Source organism: Cryobacterium sp. AP27 (assembly GCF_056680495.1).
In genome coordinates, this window is record NZ_CM155285.1 from 3,386,551 (window position 1) to 3,410,977 (window position 24,427).

The window sequence follows — 24,427 nt, forward strand, 5'->3', positions numbered from 1 at the left end:
TTACTAGGCTCGCCCACAAGAGCGGTGGCCACCCTAGGGCCACCGCCCTAACGTGGACCGGGGCCTACCGTGGGTACTTCTATTTTTAAACGCTTGCGCGTGCTCGCCATTGCGACCACGCTCGCTTTGCTCGCCACGCTCGCGTGGACGACCATTCCGGCCCGCGCCGACAGCGCGCCGGCGGATACGGCCGTGCCCGCCACGGTCGCCGCCGACTCCCTGCCGACCGTCCAGATCAACGGTGTCGTCTGGGCTCAGGTCGTTGTGGGGAACACCGTGTACGTGGGTGGTGAATTCACCCGGGCACGCCCCGCGGGCTCCGCCCCTGGCGTGAACGAGGTGGTGCGCAACAACCTGCTCGCCTATAACCTCACAACGGGCGTCATGACCTCCTTCAACCCCAACCTCAACGCCCCCGTGAAGACGCTCGTGGCAGCGCCGGACGGCTCACGAATTTATGTCGGGGGTTCCTTCACCGCGGTCGGCGGGGTCAACCGCTACCGGGTCGCGGCCTTCAGCACAGACGGTACGCTCGTCAGCCCCTGGAACCCGGGCACAAACGGGCAGGTATATGCGCTCGCCGTGACCGGTTCCACCCTGTACCTCGCCGGGGCTTTCTCCAACTCCGGCAACGCGACGCGATACGGAACGTCGGCCTTTTCCACGTCGACCGGCGCCTTGCTGCCGTGGACCGGCCAACCCACCGGCGGCCGGGTCACCTCTCTCGCCGTGTCTCCCGATGAGAACAAGATCATCCTCGGGGGGACGTTCACGGCCTACAACGGCGGGAACAACCCCGGCTACGGCCTGGCCGCGACCGATGCCGCGACCGGCGCCTCCCTGCCGTGGAAGGTCAACTCGCTTATCCGCAACGGCGGCAGCAGAGCCGGAATCACGAGTCTCACCGCATCCGCCGAGGGGCTCTTCGGTACGGGGTATGTCTTTGGCGCGGGGGGCAACTTCGAGGGAACGTTCCGCGCCGGCTGGGCCGACGGGACCCTCATCTGGATGGAGGACTGCCACGGTGACACCTACTCCGTGGCCCCGGCCACGAACGCCGTGTACACGACCGGCCATGTGCACTACTGCGGCAATATCGGCGGCTTCCCGGAGACTTCACCACGCTCCTGGCAGCGCACACTCACCTTCACCATGGAACAGACCGGCCTCATCACGGCAAACGCCGTCGGAAACTACACCAACTTCGCCGGCAACCCACGACCGAGCCTCCTCTCGTTCTACTCGGACATCAATACGGGGGTGTACACCGGCCAGGGCCAGGGCGCCTGGAACGTCGTGGCGAACTCCCAATACGTGCTCTACGCCGGTGAATTCACCATCGTGAACAACAAGTCGCAACAAGGTCTCGCGCGCTTCGCCGTTCCGGCCATTGCGCCCAACAAGGAGGGCCCGCGGGTGTCGGACGTGTCATTCGTGCCTTCCGAGTATGTGCCGACCGTTGCCTCCTTTGCGGCAGGACGCGCCCGCGTGACCTGGCAGACGGCCTACGACCGGGACAACGAACACCTGAGCTACGAGGTGCTGCGCGACAATGTGCCCGTCACCCAGATCACCGCAGCGTCCGTGTACTGGAAACGTCCCTACCTGAGCTACACAGACACCGGGCTCACCTCCGGAAGCAGCCACGCGTATCGCATCCGAGTGACCGATCCCTTCGGCAACACCGTCACGGGGGATCCCGCATCCGTGACCGTCAGCAATGTGGGCACCGTCAGTGGCTACGCCGCCGCCGTGCTCCACGACTCCCCACGTTCTTACTGGCCCCTCGGCGAAGAGAGTGGAACTGCCGCCTTCGACTGGGCGGCGTCGAACGACGCGGTCACGGGATCGGGAGTCACCCGGAACGTCACCGGGGCGGTCGGTTCGGGAACGGCATCGCGCTTCAACGGCACGACCACGGGTTACGCGGCGACGAGCACAGCCGAAACCGCCACGAACAGCTTCAGCCTGGAAGCCTGGGTGAAGACGTCCAGCACGACCGGCGGCAAGATCATCGGCTTCGGCAATAAGGCGACGGGCCAGTCCACAAGCTACGACCGTCAGCTGTACATGGACAACAGCGGCAAGATCTGGTTCGGCGTCAATCCGGGACCGATCAAGACGGTGACGTCCGCGGCGTCCTACAACGACGGCGCGTGGCACCACGTTGTGGCTACTCTCGGCACGAGCGGGCTCGGGCTCTTCGTCGACGGGACATCCGTGGGCACGCTCGCGGGCACCACGACCGGGCAGGCCCCGTACACGGGATATTGGCGCATTGGCGGCGACTCGCTCACCTCCTGGCCGAGCGCTCCGACGAGCTCCTACCTCGCCGGGGACATCGATGAGGTAGCCGTCTACCCCGGCCCTCTCAGCGCGGGCCAAATTGCGTCCCATTCCACCATCGGTCGCGGGGGAACACCGCAGAATGTCTCGCCGACCGCGTCGTTCGACGCCGTCGCCGACCGCCTGTCCGTGACAACGGATGCCTCGGCTTCCGCCGACCCGGACGGCACGATCACCGGCTATGCGTGGTCCTGGGGCGACGGGGCGACCGGCACCGGTCGAACGGCTTCACATGTATATGCCGCCGCAGGCACATACAACGTGAGGCTCACCGTTACGGACAATGCGGGCGGCACGAGCGCCACCACCCGGTCGGTGACCGCGGCGGCTGCGCCCGTCAACTCCGCCCCAACTGCCGCGTTCACTGCGACGGTCTCACCCCTGGCGGTCGCCGTTGACGCCCGAGCGTCGACCGACGGCGACGGCACGATCGCCTCCTTCGCGTGGATATGGGGTGACGGAACGACGGGCAGCGGATCAACCGCAACGCATGCCTACGCGACTGCGGGAAGTTACCCCATCACCCTCACGGTGACCGACAACGGCGGGGCCACGGGGACGAGCGCGAAGACCGTCGTCGTTCCGGATCCGGCCGCCAACTCGGCGTTCGCTCTCGACACCTTCGAACGCACGGTCTCGAACGGACTCGGCACGGCCGACACCGGAGGAGCCTGGAGCGTCACCGGTGCCGCGTCCGACTACGCGGTCGCCCAGGGCGTTGGCACGCTCACCGCGGCGGTCCCCAGCGCGACCGTCAACTCCTACCTCTCCGGGGTGTCTTCGGTGAACACGGAGGTCACCGTGGCCCTGACGCTGCCGCAGGCGCCGACCGGTTCCGGAACGTACGTGTCCGTGATCGCCCGGCGAGTGGGAAACGACGACTACCGCGCCAGGGTCAAGGTGCTCCCGACCGGGCTGGTGCAGCTTCAGCTGATGCGCGGGGGTACGACGCTCTCGGCCGCCACGGTCTCCGGCCTCACCCACGTGGCCGGGCAGGCGCTGCAGGTGACCGTGCAGGCATTCGGCACCTCGCCGACCACCCTTCGCGCCAAGGTCTGGAAGGCGGGGACACCCGAGCCGGCGAGCTGGCAGCTGTCCACCACCGACGGCGCGGCTGCGCTGCAGACTCCGGGGTCGATCGGACTTGCCATGTACCTGAGTGGGTTGGCAAACCCCGAGCCGTTCACCGCGGCGTTCGATAATCTCACGGCTCGGCCGGCAGAATGACGGGGGGTCGAACCCCGCCACGGGTGCTCATCGCCGTGCTGACCTATCAGCGCGCCGATGACCTGCGGGAGCTCCTACCGGAACTCATCGACCAGCTCGCCACCCTGCCGGCGCCGGCCGGCGCCGACGTGCCCCGCAGCGAGGTCGTCGTTGTCGACAACGATCCGGGTGGCGGGGCCCGGGACCTCGTCGACGAGTTCGGGGCGGGCGGGCTGGTGCGCTACGCGCACGAGAAGACCCCGGGAATTGCGGCAGCGAGAAATCTGGCCCTCACCGAGGCCGCCGCTTTCGATCTCCTGGTCTTCATCGATGACGATGAACGTCCCACGGCCCACTGGCTGGCGCTGTTGCTTCAAACGTATCGGGCCGCGCGTCCCGCCGCGGTGGTCGGGCCCGTCGTCTCCCGCTACGACACGGAACCCAGTGAGTGGATTCGCGCCGGCCGCTTCTTCGAGCGACGCCGCATGCCCACGGGAACGCGGGTGTCCCTGGCTGCCACGAACAACCTGCTCCTCGACGTCGAACAGGTGCACCGACTCGGGGTGCGCTTCGACGAACGGTTCGGGCTCAGCGGCGGCTCCGACTCCCTCTTCACCCGCCAACTCCACGCACGCGGCGGGAGCATGGTGTGGTGCGACGAGGCCATCGTGATCGATGTGGTGCCGGCGGAACGCCTCACCCGGGACTGGGTGCTGCGCCGCGCCTTTCGGGTCGGCAACACGTGGAGCCGCATCCACCTCGATGGAACGCGCTCTGTTCAGCGCGTGATGGTGGGCGTTTCTCTCGCGGTGCGTGGCCTTGCCCGCGTCGTCGTCGGCGGCGCACACTTCGGCATCGGCCTGCTCACCGGGCAGGTCACGCAGCGCGCCAGGGGACTGCGCACCGCGGCGAGGGGCGCCGGCATGCTCACCGGTTCCGCGGGATCGGTGTACAGCGAGTACCAGCGCCGCGTGCCGCAGCCCGCGCCCGCGCCCGACGCGTCGGTGAGTCACTCGTTGTGAGCCACGTGGCCCCCCGGCGCGGCGACACAGCGACGCAGATCTTCGGCCCGCGGCCATGGCGGCGGCGCATCGGATCGCGGGCCCGCTTGTACCGGACGGTGCGCAGCGCGCACCTCGAACGTGCCCACGAGCTGGCACCCGCGACGATCCTGTACCGCAGCGTTCGCTATGACTTCGACGAGTCCCTCACAGCCGGGCTCACCCTCGTGCAGGCCGGCCCCGTGCGCGCCGCCTGGCTGCTCGTTCGTTCTCCCGTACGCGAGCTCGAGGTCACGGAGCCCTTCATGACGTCGAATGTTGCGGCCACCGCCCTTGCGGTTGCCGGACTTCGGGTTCGCGCCCTCGTGGGCGGACCACGCACGCTCATCGTGAGCTACCTGATTGACAACGCCAACCCCTGGGCGAGGGCGGTCCCGGCCAGGGGGATTCCGCGCCGCGCCCTCACGGCGGCGCTCGCCCGATACGTGTGGAGAAACCTCGATGGCCTGGTCTTCGGAACGGATGCCGCTCGGATCACCTACGAATCGGTGTGGGGCGTTCCGCGGGGTCGCACCCGTTCAACGCTCATACCTGCGCTCCCGGCACCGTGCAGCTGCGACAACGCCGATCCGACCGAGGCGCGTTCCGGCGGAGTGATGTTCCTCGGGGCGTTCGCGGCGCGCAAGGGCATTCCCGAGTTGCTTCAGGCCTGGCCACTCGTTGTGGCACGACTGCCGACCGCGCGACTGACCATCGCTGGAAAGGGTGAGCTCGACAGCGTGGTGCGTCATGCCGCCGCGACGGACCCCACGATCGAGGTCGTTGTCGATCCCAGCAGAGCGCACATCCATCGGCTTTTGCGGCGCAGCGCGGTACTCGCTCTGCCGTCCCAACCCACCCGCAGATGGCGGGAACAGGTGGGGCTTCCCATCGTGGAGGGTCTGGCGCACGGATGCTCCGTGGTGACGACGAGCCAGACCGGCCTCGCGTCGTGGCTGGAGCAAAACGGTCACGCGGTCGTGGCCGCGAACGGGACGCCACAACTTCTCGCGGACGCCATCATCCTGACACTGCTCGCCGACCGGCCCGTCGCGAGCGTCGCCGCGGCACTTCCGGACCGTGACGGTCGTCTGGCGGCCGATGCGTGGCTGTTCCAGGCCGGCTAGGGCACGCGCCGCACCGCCGCGCGGTATGCCTCCAGGTGCCGGGCCACCAGACGCGGCCAGTCCCGCCCAGACAGGTCAGGTTCCTGCCCCGTGCTCCGTTCCCGGGCGCGGACCAGCGCTTCGCGAAGCACGTCCGCCGACAACGCGCCGTCGAAGGTGAACACCCATCCGGCACCGACCTCGTCGCCGAGCGCGCGGGTTACCGCATTCGAGGGAACGAGCACCGGACGGGCGAGGGACAGGGCGAGCAGGGCTGCGCCGGAATTGTGCATGTCGCGGTAGGGCAACACGACGAGCTCGGCCTGCCCGATCTCGTGGGCGAGCGCCGCGTCGGATGCATGCCCCAGCGCAACGGTGATGCGAGGGTCGGCGCTGCCCGCCTGCACGACATCCGCGCCGAATGCCGGCGTCACGGGCGACCCGCAGATGTGGAGTGTCAACGGTGCGGCCCCGGGCGCTGAGGAATCGGGGCAGCCGACGAAAGCGTCGATGAGCGCGGGGACTCCCTTGTAGGGGCGAAGAAGACCGAAGTGCAGCAGTCGGCCGCTCACCGGTGCAGGCACGGCGCACCCGGCAAACCATGTCCGATAGTCGCCGTGGATGATCGTCCACACGGGCGCGCCCGGTGCCTCCGCATCGACACCGGCAACGTCGGTCGACGGGTTGAGGCGAATCCACAGCGACGTCTGCCTGTCCAGATGGGCGAGCAACGATCTGTCACGCACCGGTATCGCCTCGTGGCTCGCGGTGTTGTGCACGGTCCGCACGATCGCGGTGCGTTGCAGCCGCCACTTCAGCAGCAGGGCACGGAGGAGAAGCCGCCGAACCCAGCGCCGACCGGGCGATCGCGCCCGCAGAAGCATTTCCGGCCAGTGCACGTGGAAGACGTCAACCCGTCGCGTCAGGCCGCGTCGCCACGACAACCCCGAGACCTCAGCGTACGGCGCGAGCCCCGCGAGAAGCTGCAGGAGATACGGGTTGGTCGTCGTGCGACCCACGGGAAAGGACTGCATGACCCGCAACGTTCGCGCGGTCGTCTGGGAGGTCATAGGCCACGGCGACTCGCCGGGGTCGCGTGCGGCCGGGACCCTGAAATATTGGGGTCGACGTCTGCCGGTCGGGCCGCAGAACGGCGAGCCGTGGCGGTCGGCGACTCCACGTAGTCGTAGGCGTCGGAGTGGCGTTCCTTCACCCGGTTGAGCACGATCCCGAGCAGCCGGGCCTTCACGGCATCGAGCGATTCCAGGGTGTGCGCGAGCTGGGCGCGCCGGGTCGACTTGTCTCGGGCGACGACGATGGCCCCGTCCGCCAGGTGGGCGAGGCCGAGCGCGTCGGATGTCGGAAGCAGGGGAGGGGAATCGATCACGATGAAGTCGTATTCCCTTCGCAGCGTCAACACAAGGTCGCTCATGGCGGTGGAGCCGAGCAGCTGGCCGGGGTTGGGGGGAAGAGCTCCGGATGGGAGCACGTGCAGCACGCCGGCCCACAGGGTGACGGCGTCTTCGAGAGCCACGGTGCCGACCAGCACGGTGGTCAGGCCTACCTCGCCCTCAATGTCGCACATCCCGGCTATCGACGGTCGGCGCAGGTCTGCGTCGATGAGGAGCACGCGGGGAACGCTTTCGGCCATGGCCAGAGCGAGGTTGAGCGCGCTTGTGGACTTGCCGTCGGCGACCACGGGCGAGGTGACGACCACGCAACGGGGACGACTGTCCACATCGATGAATTCCAGATTCGCGCGAATGCGACGGTAGCCTTCCGCGAGCACGCTCCGCGGCATGGCACGCATGACCAGGCCGTCCGGGTCTCCGCGGCGTTTTTCGCCGACCTTGCCGAGCAACGGTGCATCCGTGACGCGCAGCAGGCCCTGTGCACCGCGCACTCGGGTATCCAGTAGCTCGCGAGCGAGGGCGAACACGACCCCGAGCGCGAGGCCGCCCGCCGCTCCCGTGATGAGCCAGAGCCGGGTGTTAGGCGAGTAGGGCGCGGTGGCGACCTGGGCGGTGGATACGGTGCTGAGTGTGATCGACGGTGTGTTGTTCGGTCCCATCGGCGCGAGTTTCTGCACGACCGTCGCCAATGAACGCGTAATGGAATTCGCGATCTCGGCCGCGTGAGCCGGCGACGCGTCGGATACGGTGATCTCGATGATGACCGTATTCAGGGGCGTCGCGGCAACGACGGATTTGGCAAGGGCCGGCGCCGTGGTCCCGAGGTTGAGTTCGGCGATCACCGGATCGAGCACCGCCGGCATACTGGCGAGCTGCGCGTAGGATTGCACGAGATTTTGACTGAAGGTGGATCCCTGCACGAGCTCACTGGTGGTCTCGCCGCGCTCGGACGACACGAAGACGCTGCTCGTCGACTTGTACAACGGTGTCGCGTTGGCCACGTACGCCCACGCTGCGCCGAACCCGAGGGCGCCGAGCAGCACGATGATGAGCCACTGTTTGGCCACGGCGCGCAAGTATTCGATCGGTTCCATTGTGCTTCCCCTTTGATTCACGTCTGTCGGCCATGTGTTGCTGTCGGTCGTGCCTCACGCCGCAACAGGGCCTGTGTGCCGCCCGCCGCCGTTCCGAAGAGCGCAGCGCCGATCATGGTGACCGGGTGGCGGGCCAGAGCCCGGCGCCCCCCATGCTGCATGACGGTCGACGCGTAGCCCGGACTGCTCAGCAGCCAGGACATGAGCCTTTTCCGACTGAGATGTCGCGACGCGAACAGGAGTCGGTTACGGCAGTTGTAGTACACGTACGTGGCCGATTTGCCTCCGCCGACCTGAGTGCCGCCGACGCTGTGCTCCACCTCGAGGTCAGGCAAGACGGTCAGGCGCCCGCCGGACTTCGTGCAGCGCCAGGACAGGTCGACGTCCTCCCAGTACAGGAAATACTCGTCGTCGAATCCGCCGAGGCGGTCCCAGAGGTCGGTGTGGATCATCAGGCAGGCCCCCGTGATCCAGCCGCCCGGACCCGAACTGCGCGCGGCCGGACCGGTGCTCGTGCGCCCGCGATCGAGCAGGATGGTGCCGCCGTGGAACCAGACGGATCCGTCCGGTCGCCGGATCCGCGCACCCACGATGTTCCGCGGACGCGCCGCGCACTCAGCCGCCAGCGCGGCGACCCCGTCCGCATCGATACGGGCGTCCGGGTTGATGATCAGGAAGCGGCGGCAGCCGAGCTCCTGGGCCCGTGCCACGCCGGCATTTGTTCCGGCGCCGAAGCCCTGGTTCTGCGGGAGGCGGAGCAGGCTCCACCCGCGTCGAGCCGCGAGGGCGGACATCCGCGCGGTATCCGTGGCGCTACGAAAATTGTCGACGACCACGATGTGCGCGGGGTCGATCTCGCCGGTGACACTGGTGAAGTTCTCGTCGAGCAGGATGTCGGAGCCGTAGTTGACGATCACCAGGGCGATATCGCGGGAGAGACTCACGAGCTCACCGTCGCCGAGTGAGCGGGGGCAGCGCCGAGGGTGCTCATGTCTTTGAACCACTTGATGAGCGCCAGAACGAGGTATCCCGAATTGGCGACGAAGAGGAGCGCGTAGACCGTGAAGAACAGCCAGGGGGCCCCGAGGAGAACGAACGAGAAGCAGAGGAGTCCGTAGTCCGTCGGCGCTCCCAGCAACGCCCGCCATACGGTGCTGCGCCGGGCGGGCGCCGCCCCGGAACCATGCTTAGCCTTGAGCAGATCGTTGAGGATCATGGCGAAGAACGACACGGCCGCGACCACGGTGAACCCGATCGGCACGAGTAGCCAGACCGGACTCGACAGCGAGAAATGGGTGAAGGCCGTCACGAGGACCGCGAGGTGCAGGCTCGAAATCTTCACCGAATCCACCACATGATCGAGCCACTCACCCGACGGCGACCCGCCGCCTCGTAGCCGGGCGACCTGACCGTCGGCCGAGTCGAAAGCGTATCCGAGCGCGAGCAGCAGCCAGACCGAGATCCCGAGCATCCACGTCGGTTGCCCGACGGCCAGCAGAACAATGCCGGCGAAAGTGAAGACGGCGCTGACGCCGGTGACCATGTTCGGGGTGAGACCCAGCCGGTAGGCGCCCGCTGCGAGGTAGCGCCCCACGCGACGGTTGACGTAGATCGAGTAGGCGGGGGCACCGCGGGCCGCGGTCTTCTGCGCCGCCGACAACCGCAGCACGGTTTGCCGATAGGTCTCAGCGCCCGGCACGGTCGTCCCACGGGTGGAGGTGTGTGCGCGCGGACGGTTCATAACACTGATCCTCTGACGTGGACGGGTGACGGGTGGCGTTCAAGCGACTCCGACCTCTGCCACGCCGGGTTGGTGGTGCGACCTGCACTCATGCCGTGAGTGCTGTATCCCGCGCTCAGTCGCACGGCGAGAGCCTCATACGCGAGCGTCACCTGACCCCAGTCATACAGTTCCCTGGCACGGGTTTGCAGGGTGCGCCCGATGCTCTGCGTGGTTTCAGGGGAGCGCTCTGCCGATTCGATGAGCGCGGACAGGGTCGCGGGGTTACGAAAACACGTGCCGGCGGCGCCGAGGACCTCCCGGTTGAACACCACGTCCCAGGCGATCACGGCGGCCCCGGCGCCCATGGCTCGCAGCAGCGACGGGTTGGTTCCGCCCACGGAATGTCCGTGGAGGTACGTGGCCGCGTGCGCGTACAGCTGGTCGAGCAGCTCCTGATCCCAGACCGCACCGATCAACTGTACGCGCGAATCCGACGCAGCGAGCTTCTTGATAAGGCGGGTGTGTTCGAGCGCATACGGCGCCGATCCGACGACGACAAGGGGCAGGGCGGCGTCGCTGGCGAGGTATCCCCGAATGATGACGTCGACGTGGTTCTCGGGTTCGAACCGTGCAACGACCAGGTGGTAGTTTCCGGATTCCAGCCCCAGCGCCGCGAGTTTGTGTGACGCCGTGTCGGTCAGTATCTGGGTGCCGTAGGTGATGAGTTCGGTGGGAATGTCGAATTCATGCTGGTAGTAGTCGACGATGCCCTGAGCATCGGCGATGAGAGCGTCGGCCTGGAGCACGGAGAACTGCTCCGCCCAGCGGTAGTAGCGGCGGGCCACGCCGCCCCACTTGTCACGTTTCCACTCCAGGCCATCCACGTGCACCGTTGTCGGAATGCCGCGCGCGCGGAGGAGCGGCACGAAAGGCGCGTTCGCGGCGTTGAACACGAAAGCGACGTCGGGACGTGAATGCAGCGTCGCGTGCAGCACGGAAAGTGCCGTGTGGCTGAGCGTCTCCAGCACTCGGTGGTGCAGTGCCGGCAGGTAGACGAGCTTCATGCCCAGATGTTCCGCGAGCTCCGGGGTGCCGTTGCGGCGGCAGTACACGGTCACCTCATGGCCGCGTTCCACCAGCCGACGCCCGATCTCTTCGACGGCCGTTTCGAAGCCCCCGTAGGTGGCGGGAACCCCTCTCGTGCCGATGAGCGCGATGCGCAGGGGTCTCGGTGAAGATTTCATGTCAGTACGCCCCCGAAGTTCTCGTGCTTAACGGCAATTTTCCCGGTACCGGCGAGAGAGACATGGGTGCTGTCGTTGGCTCGATCACGAGTGAGGACCGCCGCGGCAATGTCCGTGCGCGCACCAGGGCGACGGGTCCGGATTGCCCCGCGCTCACCACGCTGCACAGCGGTTGCGCGGTCGGAAGAATCATCACTGGATCTCTCCAAAAGTCGGGTATTGGCATTCTTGGAAAACTCTGGTGCAGACGATAGCGCGCTTTGTGGCGGCATATCTCGTCCAAATCGGGGGTCGCGCGGTTCCCGGTCGGTGAGCCCGCGAACGGTGCCACATCGTCATTTCAGAGCGGTGACGGTCGCGGGGACAGACAGCACGCCTGGGCACACCCGCTCTGGGGGTGAAATTCGGCCTCAGACGACCCTTTTTCACGCTGAATAACCCATGTTGGGGGGACGCGAACGACGGAATGCTGTGGCACAGTTTTGGGCGTGAGACAACCTCATTACCCCTGACGGGTGCATCGCGCAGTGCCTTGACCCCTTCATTTGGGGGTATATGCGCTGCCCCAAAAAAGAGCGATTGACCTCATTCGGCCCTCGATGCGGGCACTGACATGGAACAAAGGGACGGTTATGACGGCATTGAAAACACCGGTACGGCTGCGCGTGGCTGTGATCGGGGCAGGCTACTGGGGACCGAATCTGGCTCGCAATTTCATCTCAAGCCCCGACTGGGAGCTCGTCGCCATCTGTGACCTGGACGGCCCACGAGCCCAGGCCCTCGCGGATCGCGTCGGTGCCACTGTTGCCGCCTATGACGACGTCGCCGCGCTCCTCGAACGGCGCGACATCGACGCGATCGCCATCGCGACCCCGGCCCGCACACACCACTCCCTCGTGCTGGCCGCCCTGCGGGCCGGCAAGCACGTTCTCGTGGAGAAGCCGCTCGCCGACAGCCGGGAACACGGCGCCGAGATGGTCCGTGAGGCGGCGAAACGCGGCCTCACCCTGATGGCCGACCACACGTACTGTTACACCCCGGCCGTGCTCAAGATCCGCGACCTCATCGCCGAGGGCGCCCTCGGCGACATTCTGTTCATCGACTCGGTCCGCATCAACCTGGGCCTCGTCCAACCGGACGTCAATGTGTTCTGGGACCTCGCACCCCACGACCTGTCGATCATCGATTTTGTTCTGCCCGGCGGGCTCCGCCCCGAGGCGGTCTCGGCGCAGGGCGCGGATCCGCTCCGTGCCGGAAAAGCCTGCATCGGGTACCTCACCATTCCCCTGCGCAATGACGCGATCGCGCATGTGCATGTCAACTGGCTGAGCCCCACGAAGATCCGACAGATGGTGATCGGCGGCACACTGCGAACCCTGGTCTGGGACGACCTGAACCCGCAGCAGCGACTGAGTGTGTACGACCGCGGCGTAGACCTCACGCAGCAGGCCGTCGACGGCGCGGATGCAGCCGCCTCCATGGTCTCGTACCGGCTCGGCGACACCTGGTCGCCGGCACTGCCCGAGCGGGAGGCCCTCGGCGCGATGGCGGCGGAATTCGCGGAAAGTATCCGCGACGAGCGCGCACCGCGCACCGACGGCGAGGCCGGTCTGCGCGTCCTGTCCGTTCTTGAGGCGGCGAGTCGCAGCCTTGACAACGGTGGCTTGCTCGCTGCCGTTGAGGGCGGCGCACCGGCGGACGCCGATCTCGCGGAGGTCGTGCGATGACCGCCCTGCAGGGTTCTCGGGTTCTGGTCACCGGGGGAGCCGGAACGATCGGGTCCACCCTTGTGGACCAGCTTCTCGGTGCCGGCGTGGCGCACGTAGACGTCCTCGACAATCTGGTGCGCGGTCGTCGCAGCAACCTGACCCCGGCGCTCTCAACAGGTCGGGTCACTCTTGTGGAGGGTGACATTCGCGATCGTGACCTCGTGCACGACGTGACGAAGGGCAAGGATCTGGTCTTTCACCAGGCCGCGATTCGCATCACTCAGTGTGCGGAGGAACCCCGTCTGGCGCTGGAGGTACTCGTCGACGGAACGTTCAACGTCTATGAGGCGGCCCAGGAACACGGTGTCAGCAAGGTGATCGCCGCGTCGAGCGCATCCGTGTACGGCATGGCCGAGCACTTCCCGATCGATGAGCGACACCATCACCACAACAACGACACGTTCTATGGCGCGGCCAAGTCCTTCAACGAGGGCATGATGCGCAGTTTTCGCGCGATGTACGGCACTGACTACGTGCTGCTGCGCTACTTCAACGTGTATGGACCACGCATGGACGTGCACGGCCTCTATACCGAGGTGCTCGTGCGCTGGATGGAGCGAATTGCCGACGGCAAGTCGCCGTTGATTTTCGGCGACGGCACACAGACGATGGACTTCGTCTACACGACCGACATTGCGCGCGCGAACGTGCTTGCGGCCGCGAGCGATGTGACGGAAGGCGTCTACAACGTGGCCCGGGGTGAGGAAACCAGCCTCCTTGAGCTGGCACAGGCGCTTCTGCGCGTGATGGGATCGACCCTCGATGTGGAGCATGGTCCCGACCGCCCGGTCAATGGCGTCGTGCGGCGGCTTGCCGACATCGAAGCGGCGAGACGAGATCTCGGCTTCGTCGCCGAAACCTCGCTGGAAGAGGGCCTGGAGCAGCTCGTGCAGTGGTGGTTGCCCCTGCGAGAGCAGATCTCCGCTGAGCGCTTTGTCGGGGTTTCCTCATGACCCGGATCAACGTGATGAAGCCGTGGATGGGCGCCGAGGAAATCGCCGCGGTCACGGCCGTTATCGAGTCCGGCTGGGTCGCGCAGGGCCCGCGGGTGTCCGCGTTCGAGCAGCTGTTCGCCGAGACCATGCAGGTCCCGTTCGCCGTCGCCACCTCAAATTGCACGACGGCCCTGCACCTGGCGCTCGTCGTGGCCGGTATCGGTGCCGGTGATGACGTCGTTCTCCCCTCATTCTCTTTCGTCGCGACCGCCAACGCGGCGTCGTATGTGGGTGCCCGTGCCGTGTTCGCCGACGTCGACGCGGTGACCGGCAACGTGACCGCCGACACCATCCGAGTCGCACTCACCCCGGCCACGCGCGCGGTCATCGTCGTCGACCAGGGCGGCGTGCCGGTCGACCTTGATCCCATTCGGGCGCTCTGTGACCCGCTCGGCATCGTCGTCATCGAAGACGCGGCCTGCGCCGCGGGGTCAACCTATCGCGGGCGTCCGGTCGGCGCTGGTGCGGAGCTTTCCGCGTGGTCTTTCCACCCGCGAAAATTGCTCACGACCGGCGAGGGCGGCATGCTCACCACCACGCGTCCGGAATGGGCGGCGCGTGCGCGTCAGCTGCGCGAGCATTCCATGAGCGTTTCGGCAACAGATCGCCATTCCTTGGTTCTCGCGCCGCCCGAGGAATACCGCGAGATCGGATTCAATTATCGGATGACCGACCTGCAGGCCGCCGTTGGAATCGTGCAGCTCGGCCGGCTGCCCGCCATCGTGGAACGTCGCCGTGAGATCGCCGCCGGTTACGCGGCTGCGATCGCCGGGATCCCCGGTCTGCGCGCCGTCACCGATCCGGCATGGGGTACGACGAACTTCCAGTCCTTCTGGATTGAGGTCGGTCCTGAATACGCGCTCGACCGGGAGCAGCTGCTCGAACGGCTTGCCGTTGCAGACATCTCCGCGCGCCGGGGCATCATGGCCGCGCATCGTCAGCCCGCTTACCTCGGACACAACGGGGGAACCGCATCCCTCTCCGTGACCGAACACCTCACCGACAACACCCTCATCCTGCCCATCTACCACCAGCTGACTCTGGAAGATCAGGAGCGTGTCGTCGAGGTGCTGCAACTCGAGAATGCGGTGTCGCATGCTTGAGCTTTTGCTCATCGGAGCCAGTGGGCTTGCCCGCGAGGTATTGTCCGCGCTCCAGCATGATTTCCGCGTGATCGGAATCCTCGACGATGACCCCGGCCTGCGCGGCTCGCGCGTTTCCGGGGTGGAGGTGCTCGGTGCAATCCATCTGGCCGCCGAGCTCGACGCCGACCTGCTCGTCTGCGTCGGTTCCGGTGCGAGTCGGCGCGGAATCGTAGAGCGTCTGGGCGCCCTCGGCGTGGCCGAGGACCGCTTCGCCACCCTGATCGACGCGTCCGCGCGTGTTCCGTCATCCTGCACGGTAGGGCGTGGAAGCATCATTTTGGCCAATACGGTCATGACCGCTGACGTCACCCTGGGCCGACACGTCGTCATCATGCCCCAATGCACGCTGACGCATGACGACGTGCTTGAGGACTGCGTGACCCTCGCGGCAGCGACCACTCTGGGCGGTGGCGTCACGGTTGAATCGGGTGCCTATCTGGGTATGAATGTCAGCATTCGTCAGTACGTGACCGTTGGTGCCGGCGCGGTCGTTGGCATGGGGGCAGTCGTGCTGTCTGACGTGCCGGCGGGCGAGACGTGGGTGGGGATCCCCGCCCGGTTGTCGGGAGTCCGAACGCGATGAGGATACTCGTGTGTCCGGCGATGATGGAGATCGGGGGCAGCCAGACCAACGCGGTCGAATTGGCCAAAGGTGTGGCGGACCGCGGCCACACCGTTGTCCTCTTCTGCCCGGACGGTGACCTGCTCAATACGGTGCGAGATTTCGGTCTCGAGTACGAATTGGCGCCCCGCGAACGCACCTGGCCGTCGCGACACAACATGCACGCGCTCAACCGCCTCGTGCGGGAACGAGCCATCGACGTGGTCCACGGGTACGAGTGGGGACCGGCAGTCGATCTGGCCTTCGGGCCGCACCTCCGGTACGGAGTGCCTGTGGTGACCACGGTGATGTCGATGAGTGTTCCCGACTTCCTGCCGCGTCACACTTCGCTGCTCGTCGGAACGGCCCAGCTCTGTGCCGAGCAAGCGCGCACCCGCGACGGCGTCCGGCTCATGGAGCCGCCGATTGACACGGTACGCAACGCTCCCGGAGACGGGCATTCCGCGCGGACACGATTCGGTTTCCGCCCCGACGAGTTCATCGTCTCCGTCGTGGGCCGGCTCGTCACCGATCTGGAGAAGGTGCACGGAATCATCGAGGCGATTTCCGCCGTGGACGCCCTGGCCGAGACGGTCCCCGTTCGACTCCTGGTGGTGGGCGACGGGGCCGGTCTGGCGGAGGTGCGTGCGTGCGCGGCCGCCGTCAATGCTCGCCACGGGCGTGACACGATCCTGGTTGCGGGGGCGCTCATGGATCCCCGGGATGCCTATGATGCGGCGGATGTCGTGCTCGGAATGGGCAGCTCAGCCCTCAAGGGACTCGCCTTCGCTAAGCCCCTCGTCGTTCAAGGCGCGGCGGGGTTCTGGAAGCTCCTGGACGGCTCCAGCCTGGCGATGTTTCTCGAGCACGGCTGGTACGGAGCGCGCGGCGGGGGCGCAGCGGAACTGGCCGGCATCCTCCACCGGCTCTACGCGGCCCCCGCCCTCCGCGTCGAACTCGGTGCATTCGGACGCGCGCTGGTCAGTGACCGCTTCAGCCTGGCGCGTGCGAGTGACGATCTCGTCGAAATCTATTCCGAGGCGATGAACACGCGCCCGTCACCCTTGCGCTCGTGGTCCGGGCTGGCGACCAGCGCCGCGCGACTGGCCAAATTCAAGTTTGCGCTTCAGCGACACCGCTGGGCGGCCTCGCGAGGACCTGCTCGGCTACGGGGTGCCCAGTGACCCAGACCACGAACGCAGGAATCCAGGTGCGCCACGGCATCGCGTGGAGCGCACTGAACAACCTCGCCCTGCGCCTGGGGTCCCTGACCGTGGGGATTGTGCTCGCTCGGATTCTTTCCCCGGAACAGTTCGGTGTCTATGCCGTCGCGCTCACCGTGCAGGCCGTGCTCATTACCCTGGCCGACCTCGGTCTGAGCGCCGACGTCATCCGCTCCGAGCATCCGGAAAGGATTGCTCCGACCGTCGCCACGCTCGGACTCGTCGCGGGCGCCGTGATGACGACCCTGATGGCGGTCTCGGGGCACAGGCTCGCAGCGCTCCTCGGCAGCCCGGCCGCGGGCGACGTTATCGTCGTGCTCGCCTTCACGCTTGTGCTGGGCAGCGCGGGAGTCGTACCGTACGCGATGCTTCTGAGGCGCTTCGAGCAGAAAAAGCTCCTGGTCATCGGCCTCATTGACTTCGCGGTCGGTACCACGATCACCCTGCTGCTGCTCATGGCGGGCTGGGGCGTCCTCGCACTAGCCATTGGGCGCCTGGTCGGGCAATCGGTCACCCTCATCCTCCAATTCATTTTGTCGGGGGAACGACCGCGTTTCGGCCTGGATCGCGGGCTGGTGCGGCCGGTGCTCGCCTTCGGCCTGCCGATCGCGGGAGCCAATCTGCTGTCCTGGGCTCTCCTGAACATCGACAACGTTGTGATCTCCCGGTTCGCGGGTCCACTCGCCCTGGGGTTCTATGTGCTGGCTTTCAACATCTCGAGCTGGCCGATGTCGGCCCTGGGGCAGGTCGTGCGGTCCGTGGCCCTGCCCGCGTTCGCGCGAGACGGGGGTGGGAAGCAAAGTGCGGCGCTGCCGACGGCCACCTCACTGACCTGGTCAGTCGCACTTCCGGCCGGGGCGTTCCTCGCCCTGCTGAGCGTCCCCCTCATCGCCGTCGTATACGGTGAGAAATGGCTCGCCGCGGCTCCCGTGCTTGCGGCGCTCGGCATCTTCGGAGCCCTCCGAGCGGTCTTCGACGTGTGGGCCGCCTTCCTGCTTGCTCGGGGAGCGTCGGGCAAGGTCCTGTGGATCCAGATCCTGTGGTTCGTCGTTCTGGTCCCTGCCACGGTGATGGCGACCATCGGGTGGGGCATCGAGGGCGCGGCACTCGCCCATGTGGCCGTGGGCCTGGTCATTGTGCTGCCCGCCTACCTGATCGCTCTTGGACGAGTCGGCGCAGACGTGCCCGGGGTCCTGCGGACGAGCTGGCAACCCATCGCCGCCATGATTCCTGCCGGCCTCGTGGCCTACGGCGTCGTGACCCAGGTGCCGTCGACGGTGGGCGCGCTGCTCGCCGGAGGTGTCGCCGGGGGAGCCGTCTACGCGGCCCTGATGTTTCGCTGGGTGCGAGGTCGGATCCCGGCTTCGACTCCATTATCTGAAGACCAAGTGAAAGGTACCGAGACGCACCATGCTTAAGACCCACGAAATTCCCTTGGTTGATCTGACGATTCAGCATGCCCTGATTCGGGAAGAGGTGGAAGCGGGGATCGCGGGCGTGCTCCGGCATCAGGGCTTCATCCTCGGCCCCGAGGTGAGGGCCTTCGAAGCCGCGTTTGCCCGCTATTCCGAGGTCGAACAGGTTCTGGGAGTCGGCAATGGCACGGATGCCCTCGAGCTGGCTCTGCGCGCCATCGGGATCGGTCGCGGCGACGAGGTCATCGTGCCGGCGAATACATTCGTGGCAACGGCGGAGGCCGTCGTACGAACCGGGGCCGACATCGTGCTCGTGGACAACGACGAGAACTACCTGATCGACCCCGAACAAGTAGGCGAGCGGCTCACCACGAAGACACGTGCGATCATGGCCGTTCATCTGTACGGGCAGACCGCCCCCGTCGAACTGCTCCGGGAGGTTGCCGGACCCGCGGTGGCGATCGTCGAAGACGCCGCTCAGTCCCAGGGGGCCAAACGGCATGGTCGCCGTGCCGGCTCGCTGGGCGACATCGCAGGAACCAGCTTCTATCCCGGCAAGAATCTGGGCGCGTACGGTGACGCCGGCGCTGTGATGACCAATACGTCGGAGTACGCCCACCGGGTGGCACAACTGCGCAATCATGGCGGCCAGAAACGCTATGAGCACAGCCTGGTGGGAATGAACTCCCGAATGGACAGTATTCAGGCCGTCGTGCTCTCGGCAAAATTGGTCCACCTCGATGCGTGGAATGCGCAGCGCCGGGAGGCGGCAGCCTACTACTCGGAGCTCCTCGCCGACGAGGTGCGAGTCATCACGCCGCGGATCGCGCCGGGCAATGAGCATGTGTTCCACCTGTACGTCGTTCGCGTGCCGCGTGCAGCTCGCAACGCCATCGTCGAGCGGATGGCCGGGAACGGGGTGGGCGTCGGCATCCACTACCCGGCGCCGATCCACCGCCTCCTCGCCTTCAAAAACCTCGTTCGCGGCGAGGCGTCGTTCCCGCTTGCCGAGCAGTTCGGTGAGGAGATTCTGTCTCTGCCGATCTTCCCCGGGATCACTCAGGAGCAACAGGAATACGTCTCGGACACACTCATCGAGGCCCTCGGGAGCTGCGGATGAGCCCCAACGACCGCCATCCCGTTGTCCTGGCCCGACGGCGAGGAAGCCGCATCAGCGACAGGCCGGTCGATCGAGTGACCGTGAGCGTCATCATCCCGTGCTACAACTACGCCCGATTTCTGCGGGCCGCGATTGACAGCGCGCTCGGCCAACGCGACGCCGACATGCTCGTCATCGTCGTCGACGATGCGTCCACAGACGACTCGGCCGTTGTCGCGCGCGCCGCCGCCGACCACGATCCCCGCGTGCGGGTCATTGTGCATGAGGTGAATCAGGGCCCGGTCGCCACTTTCAACGACGGCCTGGCCGTGGCGACGGGTGATTACCTGATCCGGCTCGACGCAGACGATGTCCTGACGCCCGGTTCCGTAGCGCGGTCGGCGGCCCTGGCCGAGGCGTTCCCGAACGTCTCCATGGTCTACGGCCACCCCGTGCATTTCTCGGGGACAACGCTGCCGACGTATCGCGACAAGGCCGTGTCCTGGACGATCTGGTCCGGACCGAGCTGGCTCGAACTGCGGTGTCGACGAGGCGTCAATTGCATAACCTCACCGGAAGTTCTCATGCGCGCCGCCGTTGTTCGTGAGGTCGGCGGTCAGCGCGACCTCGCGCATACCCACGACATGGAAATGTGGTTTCGGCTCGCCCTGCACGGAGATGTCGGCTGGATCAACGGCGCAGACCAGGCCTGGCATCGCGAGCATGACGACAGCCTCTCGGCCCGGGAAGTGGACGTCTTGACCGATCTCGAGGAACGCGCACGCGCGTTTGAGGTGTTGTTCTCGAATGCGGGCGGCAGTCGTCCGGAGAATGAACGCCTCCGGATCTTGGCCCGAAACGCGCTCGCCAATGAGGCGGTAGCGCGCGCCGCGCAGGCGTACTCGCGTGGTCGAGGCGGCACGCCGGAAGTTGATCGGTACGAGCGGTACGCTGCGGCCCTGTGCCCGGCGCCTGCCGAGTTGCCGCACGCTACAGTTCTGGAGCGAGCGCGCAAGCTGGGTCCGCGCCAGGCCGTATACTCGCCGTATCTCTTCGCCAGGGCCGTCGCATATCGCGGCACACGTGAGCTTCGCGCGCTGCGGTGGCGCGCTACGGGACTGTGAGGAAGCGACAATGAACCACATCATCAATGCGCAGAAACTCGTCAAGGTCATGCGTCGCGAGGGCCTGAACGGCGTCGCAGAACGGCTGGTTCGCCGCGCAGCGAAGAGATGGGGCGGGGACAGCGAGCCCATGTTCCTGCGGCCCCACGATGTTGTCGGTTCCGGCACCGTCAAGCCTTTCCGCCAGCGAACGCCGTCGGCCGAAGGGCAAGCGCTCAGGATCGGCTGGGTGCTGACGGCGCCCGGACCTGCTTCCGGAGGCCACACCACGATCTTTCGATTCGTCGAGGCGCTCGAGGCGGCCGGCCACGAATGCGTCCTGTACGTCTACGACGGACAGGGGGGAGACGCCGGCCAATACGAGGAGCTCATTCGCACCTGGTGGCCCCGGGTGCGCGCCCAGGTGCGGAATGTCTCCGAGGCAACCGCCGGAACGCAGCACATCGACGCCTTTGTCGCCACGGCCTGGCCGACGGCGCACATCCTTGCCGGCTTCTCGGAACTGGTCGGTGCGAGGTTCTATCTCGTTCAGGACTTCGAGCCCTACTTCTATCCCCGGGGGAGTGCGTATGAGCTCGCCGAGGACACCTACCGCTTCGGATTTATCCCGCTCACAGTGGGCCACATGGTCGCGGACGAACTGAGAACCCGCTTCGATGCTCGACCGATTGTCGCCGAGTTCGGCTGCGATCGGGAGAAGTACCACGTGACAAATCGTGGCGAACGTGAAGCCGTCGTCTTCTATGCGAAACCCGGTACGGCCCGGCGAGGGTACGAGCTGGGCCTGATGGCGCTGGAGCTGTTCCATGAGGACCATCCCGAGATTGAGATCCACACGTTCGGTATCGAGGCGCGCAGAATTCCCTTTCCCGCAACCGTGCACGCGCATATGAGCCCGTCCGCGCTCAACGATCTCTACAACCGTTGTGCCGCGGGTTTGGCCCTGTCATTCACCAACATTTCGCTGATCGCGTTCGAGCTCCTCGCGGCCGGGGTCGTTCCTGTCGTGAACGACTACGCCGGTACACGGGCCGACTTGTCGAATCCGAACGTGGCCTGGTCGAACTCAACCCCGAGGGCCCTCGCGGACGCCCTGGCCCGTGCACTCGATGATCATCGCCGCACAGGACCCGACGCGCTCGCCGAGAGTGTCGCAGACATGTCCTGGTCTCCGGCCCAGACCGCCGTGGTGTCCGCAATTGAACGGGAGTGCTCACGGTGACCCTTCGCATATTCTGGAACATGATCGGGCGCTGGCGATGGATCGTGATTGCGGGACTCGTGGTCGGGCTCGCGGGTGGTGCCTTCGTGTGTGTCGCGACCCCGGTGACGTACCAGGTTCAGGCGAGCTACCTGTTTCTCTCCCCGGTTCTGGCTGGAGATGGCACACCGGGCAACCCATTCCTGCAGCTGGGAAACAGCGTCTCCACGACCGTTGACATTCTCGCCGTGTCCCTCGAAGACGGCGTGACGGTCGACCACTACGTGGACGAGGATTCGGAGCTCACTTACACGGCCCAGCGTGACACGTCCCTGGCGGCGCCCCTGATGAATATTTCGGTGGAGGACGTCAGCCTCGACTCGGCCTCCGTAACGCTGAGCAGCCTTGGAGTTGAGCTCGGACGACGACTGGACGAGCTGCAGAAGGACGCGGGTGCACCAGTAGATCAGTGGATCACCATGTCGCAGTTCACACGCGACCCGAAACCGGTTCTCGACTACTCTGCGCCGATTCGCAACGGTGTGGCCGGTGCCGTGGGAGCCCTGCTGCTCTCGCTGGGTATCGTGTTGATGGCCGAGCGGCGACGACTCGTCGGCGCGAAAAAAACGCGGCTGCCGGCGCACTCGGAGTCCGAAGCGTCGCCTCCTTCCGTTGACGAGTCCTCCCCGTCAACGGAATACGCGCCTTCCTCGGCGAGCGAGTTGGCCAGAACGTCACCGAAATGACGGAACTCGAAACACGCGCGCGCAGTGTGTCACGGGTGGGGCTGGCGCGGTCCTCCCCGCGCATGATCTCCCGGGATCCGCTCGTCGCCCTGCAGATCTATGTTGTCGTGCTTTTCGCGTCCCCCTCGATCTACATCATCGAGCCGCTCGGTGCCGCGGGCACGCCGGCGACGGTACTCGGCGTCTTCTTTCTCATTCTGTGGTTGGCCGGAACGCTCACCCGGTCGGGGCAGTCCGTCAGGCCTACGCCCATCCACTGGTTTCTGGGGGCCATGTGCCTGGCGGCGCTCGTGAGTCTGGTCGCCGGGATGCTGCGACCTATCACCGGCGCAGAAGTTTCCTCTGCCGAACGCGGCCTGATCATGCTTGCGTCGTGGGCCGGCGTCGTGCTGCTCGCAACGGATGCGTTGCACACGCGGCAACGACTTGACGCGTTCCTGCGTTTCCTGGTACTCACGGCTTCCGTTCTGGGCGCGATGGGCCTCGTGCAGTTCTTCTTCGGTGTCGATTTCGTGAGTCTGCTGCATCTGCCCGGGCTCACCCAGAATGCGGCTGATGGCGGCCTCTACCGGCGGTCAGGCTACCCGCGTGTCAGCGCCACGTCCCTGCACTCCATCGAATTCGCGGCCGTCCTGGGCATCATCCTGCCGATCGCCGTTCATTTCGCATTCAAAGCGCCCAGAGAGAAGGTATGGCCGTGGGTTCAGCTAGCACTGATTTTTGTGGCCATTCCCCTGACCGTCTCCAGGTCCGGAATGTTGGGCCTCGTCGTCGGCCTCGGATTTGCCTTCTTCATCGCGACGAAGCGTCAGCGTCTCTGGCTCTTGGTCGTGCTCCCTATCGGTGCGGTAGTTTTCCGCACCGTCATCCCGGGGCTGCTGGGCACGATCCGTGAGTTGTTCCTCGATGCCGGGCAGGACCAGTCCGTGATCGGACGAACCCGGGACTACGAGGCCGTCAACGCCTTCTTCGCCCAGTCGCCTCTGGTGGGGCGAGGGTCGTTCACCTTCTTGCCGGACATGTATCGAACCCTCGATAACCAGTTCCTGGGTATCTTGGTGGAGCAGGGAATTCTGGGGCTTGTCGCCTTCATCCTGTTGGCCGTCGGGGCCGTTGTCATGTGTGTCCTGGCCGGTAGTGCCGCGCCGACCCGCTTACTGCGCACTCAGGCGGGAGGAGTTGGTGCGGGGTTGACGACAGGGGTCCTGCTGTGCGGCACCTTTGACGCCTTCGGGTTCCCGATGGCGATGGGAGTCTTCTTTGTGCTGATTGGGGTGGCCGGCGGCATCTGGCACGTACATCGTGCCCCGGAAAAGCGGCGCCCCATCGAGGGGGCGGTGAGGCTCAACGGCCGAGGGCGGATGGTCGTGGTCGGGGTCGTAATTGTCGCCTTGCTAGGGGGCTCATGGGCGATCGGCACGGCCCACGGCGAATTTGAAGCACAGGGAAGCCTGGTTGTGGGCGTACCCGCCGCAATCGGGCAGAATATTTACGACAAGAAGGTGGAAGTTGCGGGCATGTCAGGCGTGGTGACTGCCCTCATGACGACCAGTGCCGTGAGGCAGACCCTGCAGGCCCAGGGAATCCGCGATTACACCGTCGCGGTGGGCAGCGGAAGTCGGCAGCCCTACGCGGAAAGCCAGGGGAGCGGCCCCATGGTGTGGATTTCCGCTCGCGGTGCCACCGAGCTCGCCGCGAGCGCGGCGGCCCAAACGGTGCGCGATGCTGTGAAGACCGAGCTCCAGGCCCTGCAATCAGGTCGAGGAATCCCGGAGGGACTGTACGTCGTCGCCGGTGACGCGTTCGTGCAGCCGAACGTGTTCGGGCGGCCGGTCAACCGTTCCGTGGCGGCGGGAATGTTGCTGTTGCTGACGATTCTGGCTGCGTCGCTGCTGAGGACCGCCCTGCGCCGTACGAGAAGGTTTTCGACGGCTTGAC

Annotated in this window: 19 protein-coding genes; 14 read left to right on the plus strand and 5 right to left on the minus strand. The window is 66.3% G+C overall.

Annotated elements, in window-relative coordinates; genetic code table 11:
- Nucleotides 1-99 precede the first annotated feature (99 nt).
- Genes AC1MB9_RS16025 through AC1MB9_RS16035 form a run of 3 tightly spaced genes read left to right on the plus strand, consistent with a single transcriptional unit; the run spans nucleotide 100 to nucleotide 5,719 of the window.
- Entirely contained in the window at nucleotides 100-3,573 is a 3,474-nt protein-coding gene (locus tag AC1MB9_RS16025) for a PKD domain-containing protein (RefSeq protein ID WP_479962904.1), read from the plus strand.
- Entirely contained in the window at nucleotides 3,570-4,574 is a 1,005-nt protein-coding gene (locus AC1MB9_RS16030; RefSeq protein WP_479962905.1) for a glycosyltransferase family 2 protein, read from the plus strand. The genes AC1MB9_RS16025 and AC1MB9_RS16030 overlap by 4 nt, the downstream gene beginning before the upstream one ends.
- A complete protein-coding gene (locus tag AC1MB9_RS16035) occupies nucleotides 4,571-5,719 on the plus strand; it encodes a glycosyltransferase (RefSeq protein ID WP_479962906.1) in 1,149 nt (382 codons plus the stop codon). The genes AC1MB9_RS16030 and AC1MB9_RS16035 overlap by 4 nt, the downstream gene beginning before the upstream one ends.
- On the opposite strand, the gene AC1MB9_RS16040 is transcribed toward AC1MB9_RS16035, so the two are convergent.
- Genes AC1MB9_RS16040 through AC1MB9_RS16060 form a run of 5 tightly spaced genes read right to left on the minus strand, consistent with a single transcriptional unit; the run spans nucleotide 5,716 to nucleotide 11,171 of the window.
- Complete coding sequence (locus tag AC1MB9_RS16040; RefSeq protein WP_479962907.1) at nucleotides 5,716-6,768, minus strand: glycosyltransferase family protein; 1,053 nt, start codon at nucleotides 6,766-6,768, stop codon at nucleotides 5,716-5,718. The two genes, AC1MB9_RS16035 and AC1MB9_RS16040, sit on opposite strands and share 4 nt — an antisense overlap.
- Nucleotides 6,765-8,204: a tyrosine-protein kinase domain-containing protein gene (locus AC1MB9_RS16045; protein WP_479962908.1), complete on the minus strand. Its 1,440-nt coding sequence runs from the start codon at nucleotides 8,202-8,204 to the stop codon at nucleotides 6,765-6,767. Before AC1MB9_RS16045 ends, AC1MB9_RS16040 begins: the two co-directional genes overlap by 4 nt.
- Nucleotides 8,205-8,221: 17 nt before the next feature.
- On the minus strand, nucleotides 8,222-9,148 hold the full coding sequence (locus AC1MB9_RS16050; RefSeq protein ID WP_479962909.1) for a glycosyltransferase family 2 protein: 927 nt from the start codon (nucleotides 9,146-9,148) through the stop codon (nucleotides 8,222-8,224).
- The gene (locus AC1MB9_RS16055; protein WP_479962910.1) at nucleotides 9,145-9,945 is read right to left on the minus strand and encodes a CDP-alcohol phosphatidyltransferase family protein; all 801 of its coding nucleotides are present in this window, start codon (nucleotides 9,943-9,945) and stop codon (nucleotides 9,145-9,147) included. The genes AC1MB9_RS16050 and AC1MB9_RS16055 overlap by 4 nt, the downstream gene beginning before the upstream one ends.
- Nucleotides 9,942-11,171, minus strand: a complete 1,230-nt coding sequence (locus tag AC1MB9_RS16060) for a DUF1972 domain-containing protein (protein WP_479962911.1) — start codon at nucleotides 11,169-11,171, stop codon at nucleotides 9,942-9,944. Before AC1MB9_RS16060 ends, AC1MB9_RS16055 begins: the two co-directional genes overlap by 4 nt.
- 632 nt (nucleotides 11,172-11,803) lie before the next feature.
- Here AC1MB9_RS16060 and AC1MB9_RS16065 point away from each other — a divergent pair.
- From AC1MB9_RS16065 to AC1MB9_RS16115, 11 genes are read left to right on the plus strand one after another with little or no spacing between them, the layout of a single operon-like run.
- Nucleotides 11,804-12,898, plus strand: a complete 1,095-nt coding sequence (locus AC1MB9_RS16065) for a Gfo/Idh/MocA family protein (protein ID WP_479962912.1) — start codon at nucleotides 11,804-11,806, stop codon at nucleotides 12,896-12,898.
- The gene (locus tag AC1MB9_RS16070) at nucleotides 12,895-13,893 is read left to right on the plus strand and encodes an NAD-dependent epimerase/dehydratase family protein (RefSeq protein ID WP_479962913.1); all 999 of its coding nucleotides are present in this window, start codon (nucleotides 12,895-12,897) and stop codon (nucleotides 13,891-13,893) included. Before AC1MB9_RS16065 ends, AC1MB9_RS16070 begins: the two co-directional genes overlap by 4 nt.
- Nucleotides 13,890-15,038 (plus strand): DegT/DnrJ/EryC1/StrS family aminotransferase, encoded by a 1,149-nt coding sequence (locus tag AC1MB9_RS16075; protein WP_479962914.1) that lies wholly within the window; start codon nucleotides 13,890-13,892, stop codon nucleotides 15,036-15,038. Before AC1MB9_RS16070 ends, AC1MB9_RS16075 begins: the two co-directional genes overlap by 4 nt.
- Nucleotides 15,031-15,663, plus strand: coding sequence for an acetyltransferase (locus tag AC1MB9_RS16080; RefSeq protein WP_479962915.1), 633 nt, complete (start codon nucleotides 15,031-15,033; stop codon nucleotides 15,661-15,663). Before AC1MB9_RS16075 ends, AC1MB9_RS16080 begins: the two co-directional genes overlap by 8 nt.
- Before the next feature lie 20 nt (nucleotides 15,664-15,683).
- Nucleotides 15,684-16,865, plus strand: a complete 1,182-nt coding sequence (locus tag AC1MB9_RS16085) for a glycosyltransferase family 4 protein (RefSeq protein WP_479962916.1) — start codon at nucleotides 15,684-15,686, stop codon at nucleotides 16,863-16,865.
- On the plus strand, nucleotides 16,862-18,322 hold the full coding sequence (locus AC1MB9_RS16090; protein WP_479962917.1) for a lipopolysaccharide biosynthesis protein: 1,461 nt from the start codon (nucleotides 16,862-16,864) through the stop codon (nucleotides 18,320-18,322). Before AC1MB9_RS16085 ends, AC1MB9_RS16090 begins: the two co-directional genes overlap by 4 nt.
- On the plus strand, nucleotides 18,315-19,439 hold the full coding sequence (locus AC1MB9_RS16095; protein ID WP_479962918.1) for a DegT/DnrJ/EryC1/StrS family aminotransferase: 1,125 nt from the start codon (nucleotides 18,315-18,317) through the stop codon (nucleotides 19,437-19,439). Before AC1MB9_RS16090 ends, AC1MB9_RS16095 begins: the two co-directional genes overlap by 8 nt.
- On the plus strand, nucleotides 19,436-20,542 hold the full coding sequence (locus tag AC1MB9_RS16100) for a glycosyltransferase family 2 protein (protein ID WP_479962919.1): 1,107 nt from the start codon (nucleotides 19,436-19,438) through the stop codon (nucleotides 20,540-20,542). Before AC1MB9_RS16095 ends, AC1MB9_RS16100 begins: the two co-directional genes overlap by 4 nt.
- Before the next feature lie 10 nt (nucleotides 20,543-20,552).
- Nucleotides 20,553-21,764: a rhamnosyltransferase WsaF family glycosyltransferase gene (locus AC1MB9_RS16105; RefSeq protein ID WP_479962920.1), complete on the plus strand. Its 1,212-nt coding sequence runs from the start codon at nucleotides 20,553-20,555 to the stop codon at nucleotides 21,762-21,764.
- Nucleotides 21,761-22,489, plus strand: a complete 729-nt coding sequence (locus AC1MB9_RS16110; RefSeq protein WP_479962921.1) for a YveK family protein — start codon at nucleotides 21,761-21,763, stop codon at nucleotides 22,487-22,489. The genes AC1MB9_RS16105 and AC1MB9_RS16110 overlap by 4 nt, the downstream gene beginning before the upstream one ends.
- The gene (locus tag AC1MB9_RS16115; protein WP_479962922.1) at nucleotides 22,486-24,426 is read left to right on the plus strand and encodes an O-antigen ligase family protein; all 1,941 of its coding nucleotides are present in this window, start codon (nucleotides 22,486-22,488) and stop codon (nucleotides 24,424-24,426) included. The genes AC1MB9_RS16110 and AC1MB9_RS16115 overlap by 4 nt, the downstream gene beginning before the upstream one ends.
- Nucleotide 24,427: the final 1 nt, after the last annotated feature.

Excerpts from the sequence above, each read along its gene's own strand:
- AC1MB9_RS16030 (WP_479962905.1), top strand. The coding sequence starts at position 3,570 with ATGACGGGGGGTCGAACCCCGCCACGGGTGCTCATCGCCGTGCTGACC.
- AC1MB9_RS16055 (WP_479962910.1), bottom strand. The coding sequence starts at position 9,945 with ATGAACCGTCCGCGCGCACACACCTCCACCCGTGGGACGACCGTGCCG.
- AC1MB9_RS16065 (WP_479962912.1), top strand. The coding sequence starts at position 11,804 with ATGACGGCATTGAAAACACCGGTACGGCTGCGCGTGGCTGTGATCGGG.
- AC1MB9_RS16105 (WP_479962920.1), top strand. The coding sequence starts at position 20,553 with ATGAACCACATCATCAATGCGCAGAAACTCGTCAAGGTCATGCGTCGC.
- AC1MB9_RS16040 (WP_479962907.1), bottom strand. The coding sequence starts at position 6,768 with ATGACCTCCCAGACGACCGCGCGAACGTTGCGGGTCATGCAGTCCTTT.
- AC1MB9_RS16060 (WP_479962911.1), bottom strand. The coding sequence starts at position 11,171 with ATGAAATCTTCACCGAGACCCCTGCGCATCGCGCTCATCGGCACGAGA.
- AC1MB9_RS16075 (WP_479962914.1), top strand. The coding sequence starts at position 13,890 with ATGACCCGGATCAACGTGATGAAGCCGTGGATGGGCGCCGAGGAAATC.
- AC1MB9_RS16100 (WP_479962919.1), top strand. The coding sequence starts at position 19,436 with ATGAGCCCCAACGACCGCCATCCCGTTGTCCTGGCCCGACGGCGAGGA.
- AC1MB9_RS16070 (WP_479962913.1), top strand. The coding sequence starts at position 12,895 with ATGACCGCCCTGCAGGGTTCTCGGGTTCTGGTCACCGGGGGAGCCGGA.
- AC1MB9_RS16085 (WP_479962916.1), top strand. The coding sequence starts at position 15,684 with ATGATGGAGATCGGGGGCAGCCAGACCAACGCGGTCGAATTGGCCAAA.
- AC1MB9_RS16095 (WP_479962918.1), top strand. The coding sequence starts at position 18,315 with ATGCTTAAGACCCACGAAATTCCCTTGGTTGATCTGACGATTCAGCAT.
- AC1MB9_RS16115 (WP_479962922.1), top strand. The coding sequence starts at position 22,486 with ATGACGGAACTCGAAACACGCGCGCGCAGTGTGTCACGGGTGGGGCTG.
- AC1MB9_RS16045 (WP_479962908.1), bottom strand. The coding sequence starts at position 8,204 with ATGGAACCGATCGAATACTTGCGCGCCGTGGCCAAACAGTGGCTCATC.
- AC1MB9_RS16080 (WP_479962915.1), top strand. The coding sequence starts at position 15,031 with ATGCTTGAGCTTTTGCTCATCGGAGCCAGTGGGCTTGCCCGCGAGGTA.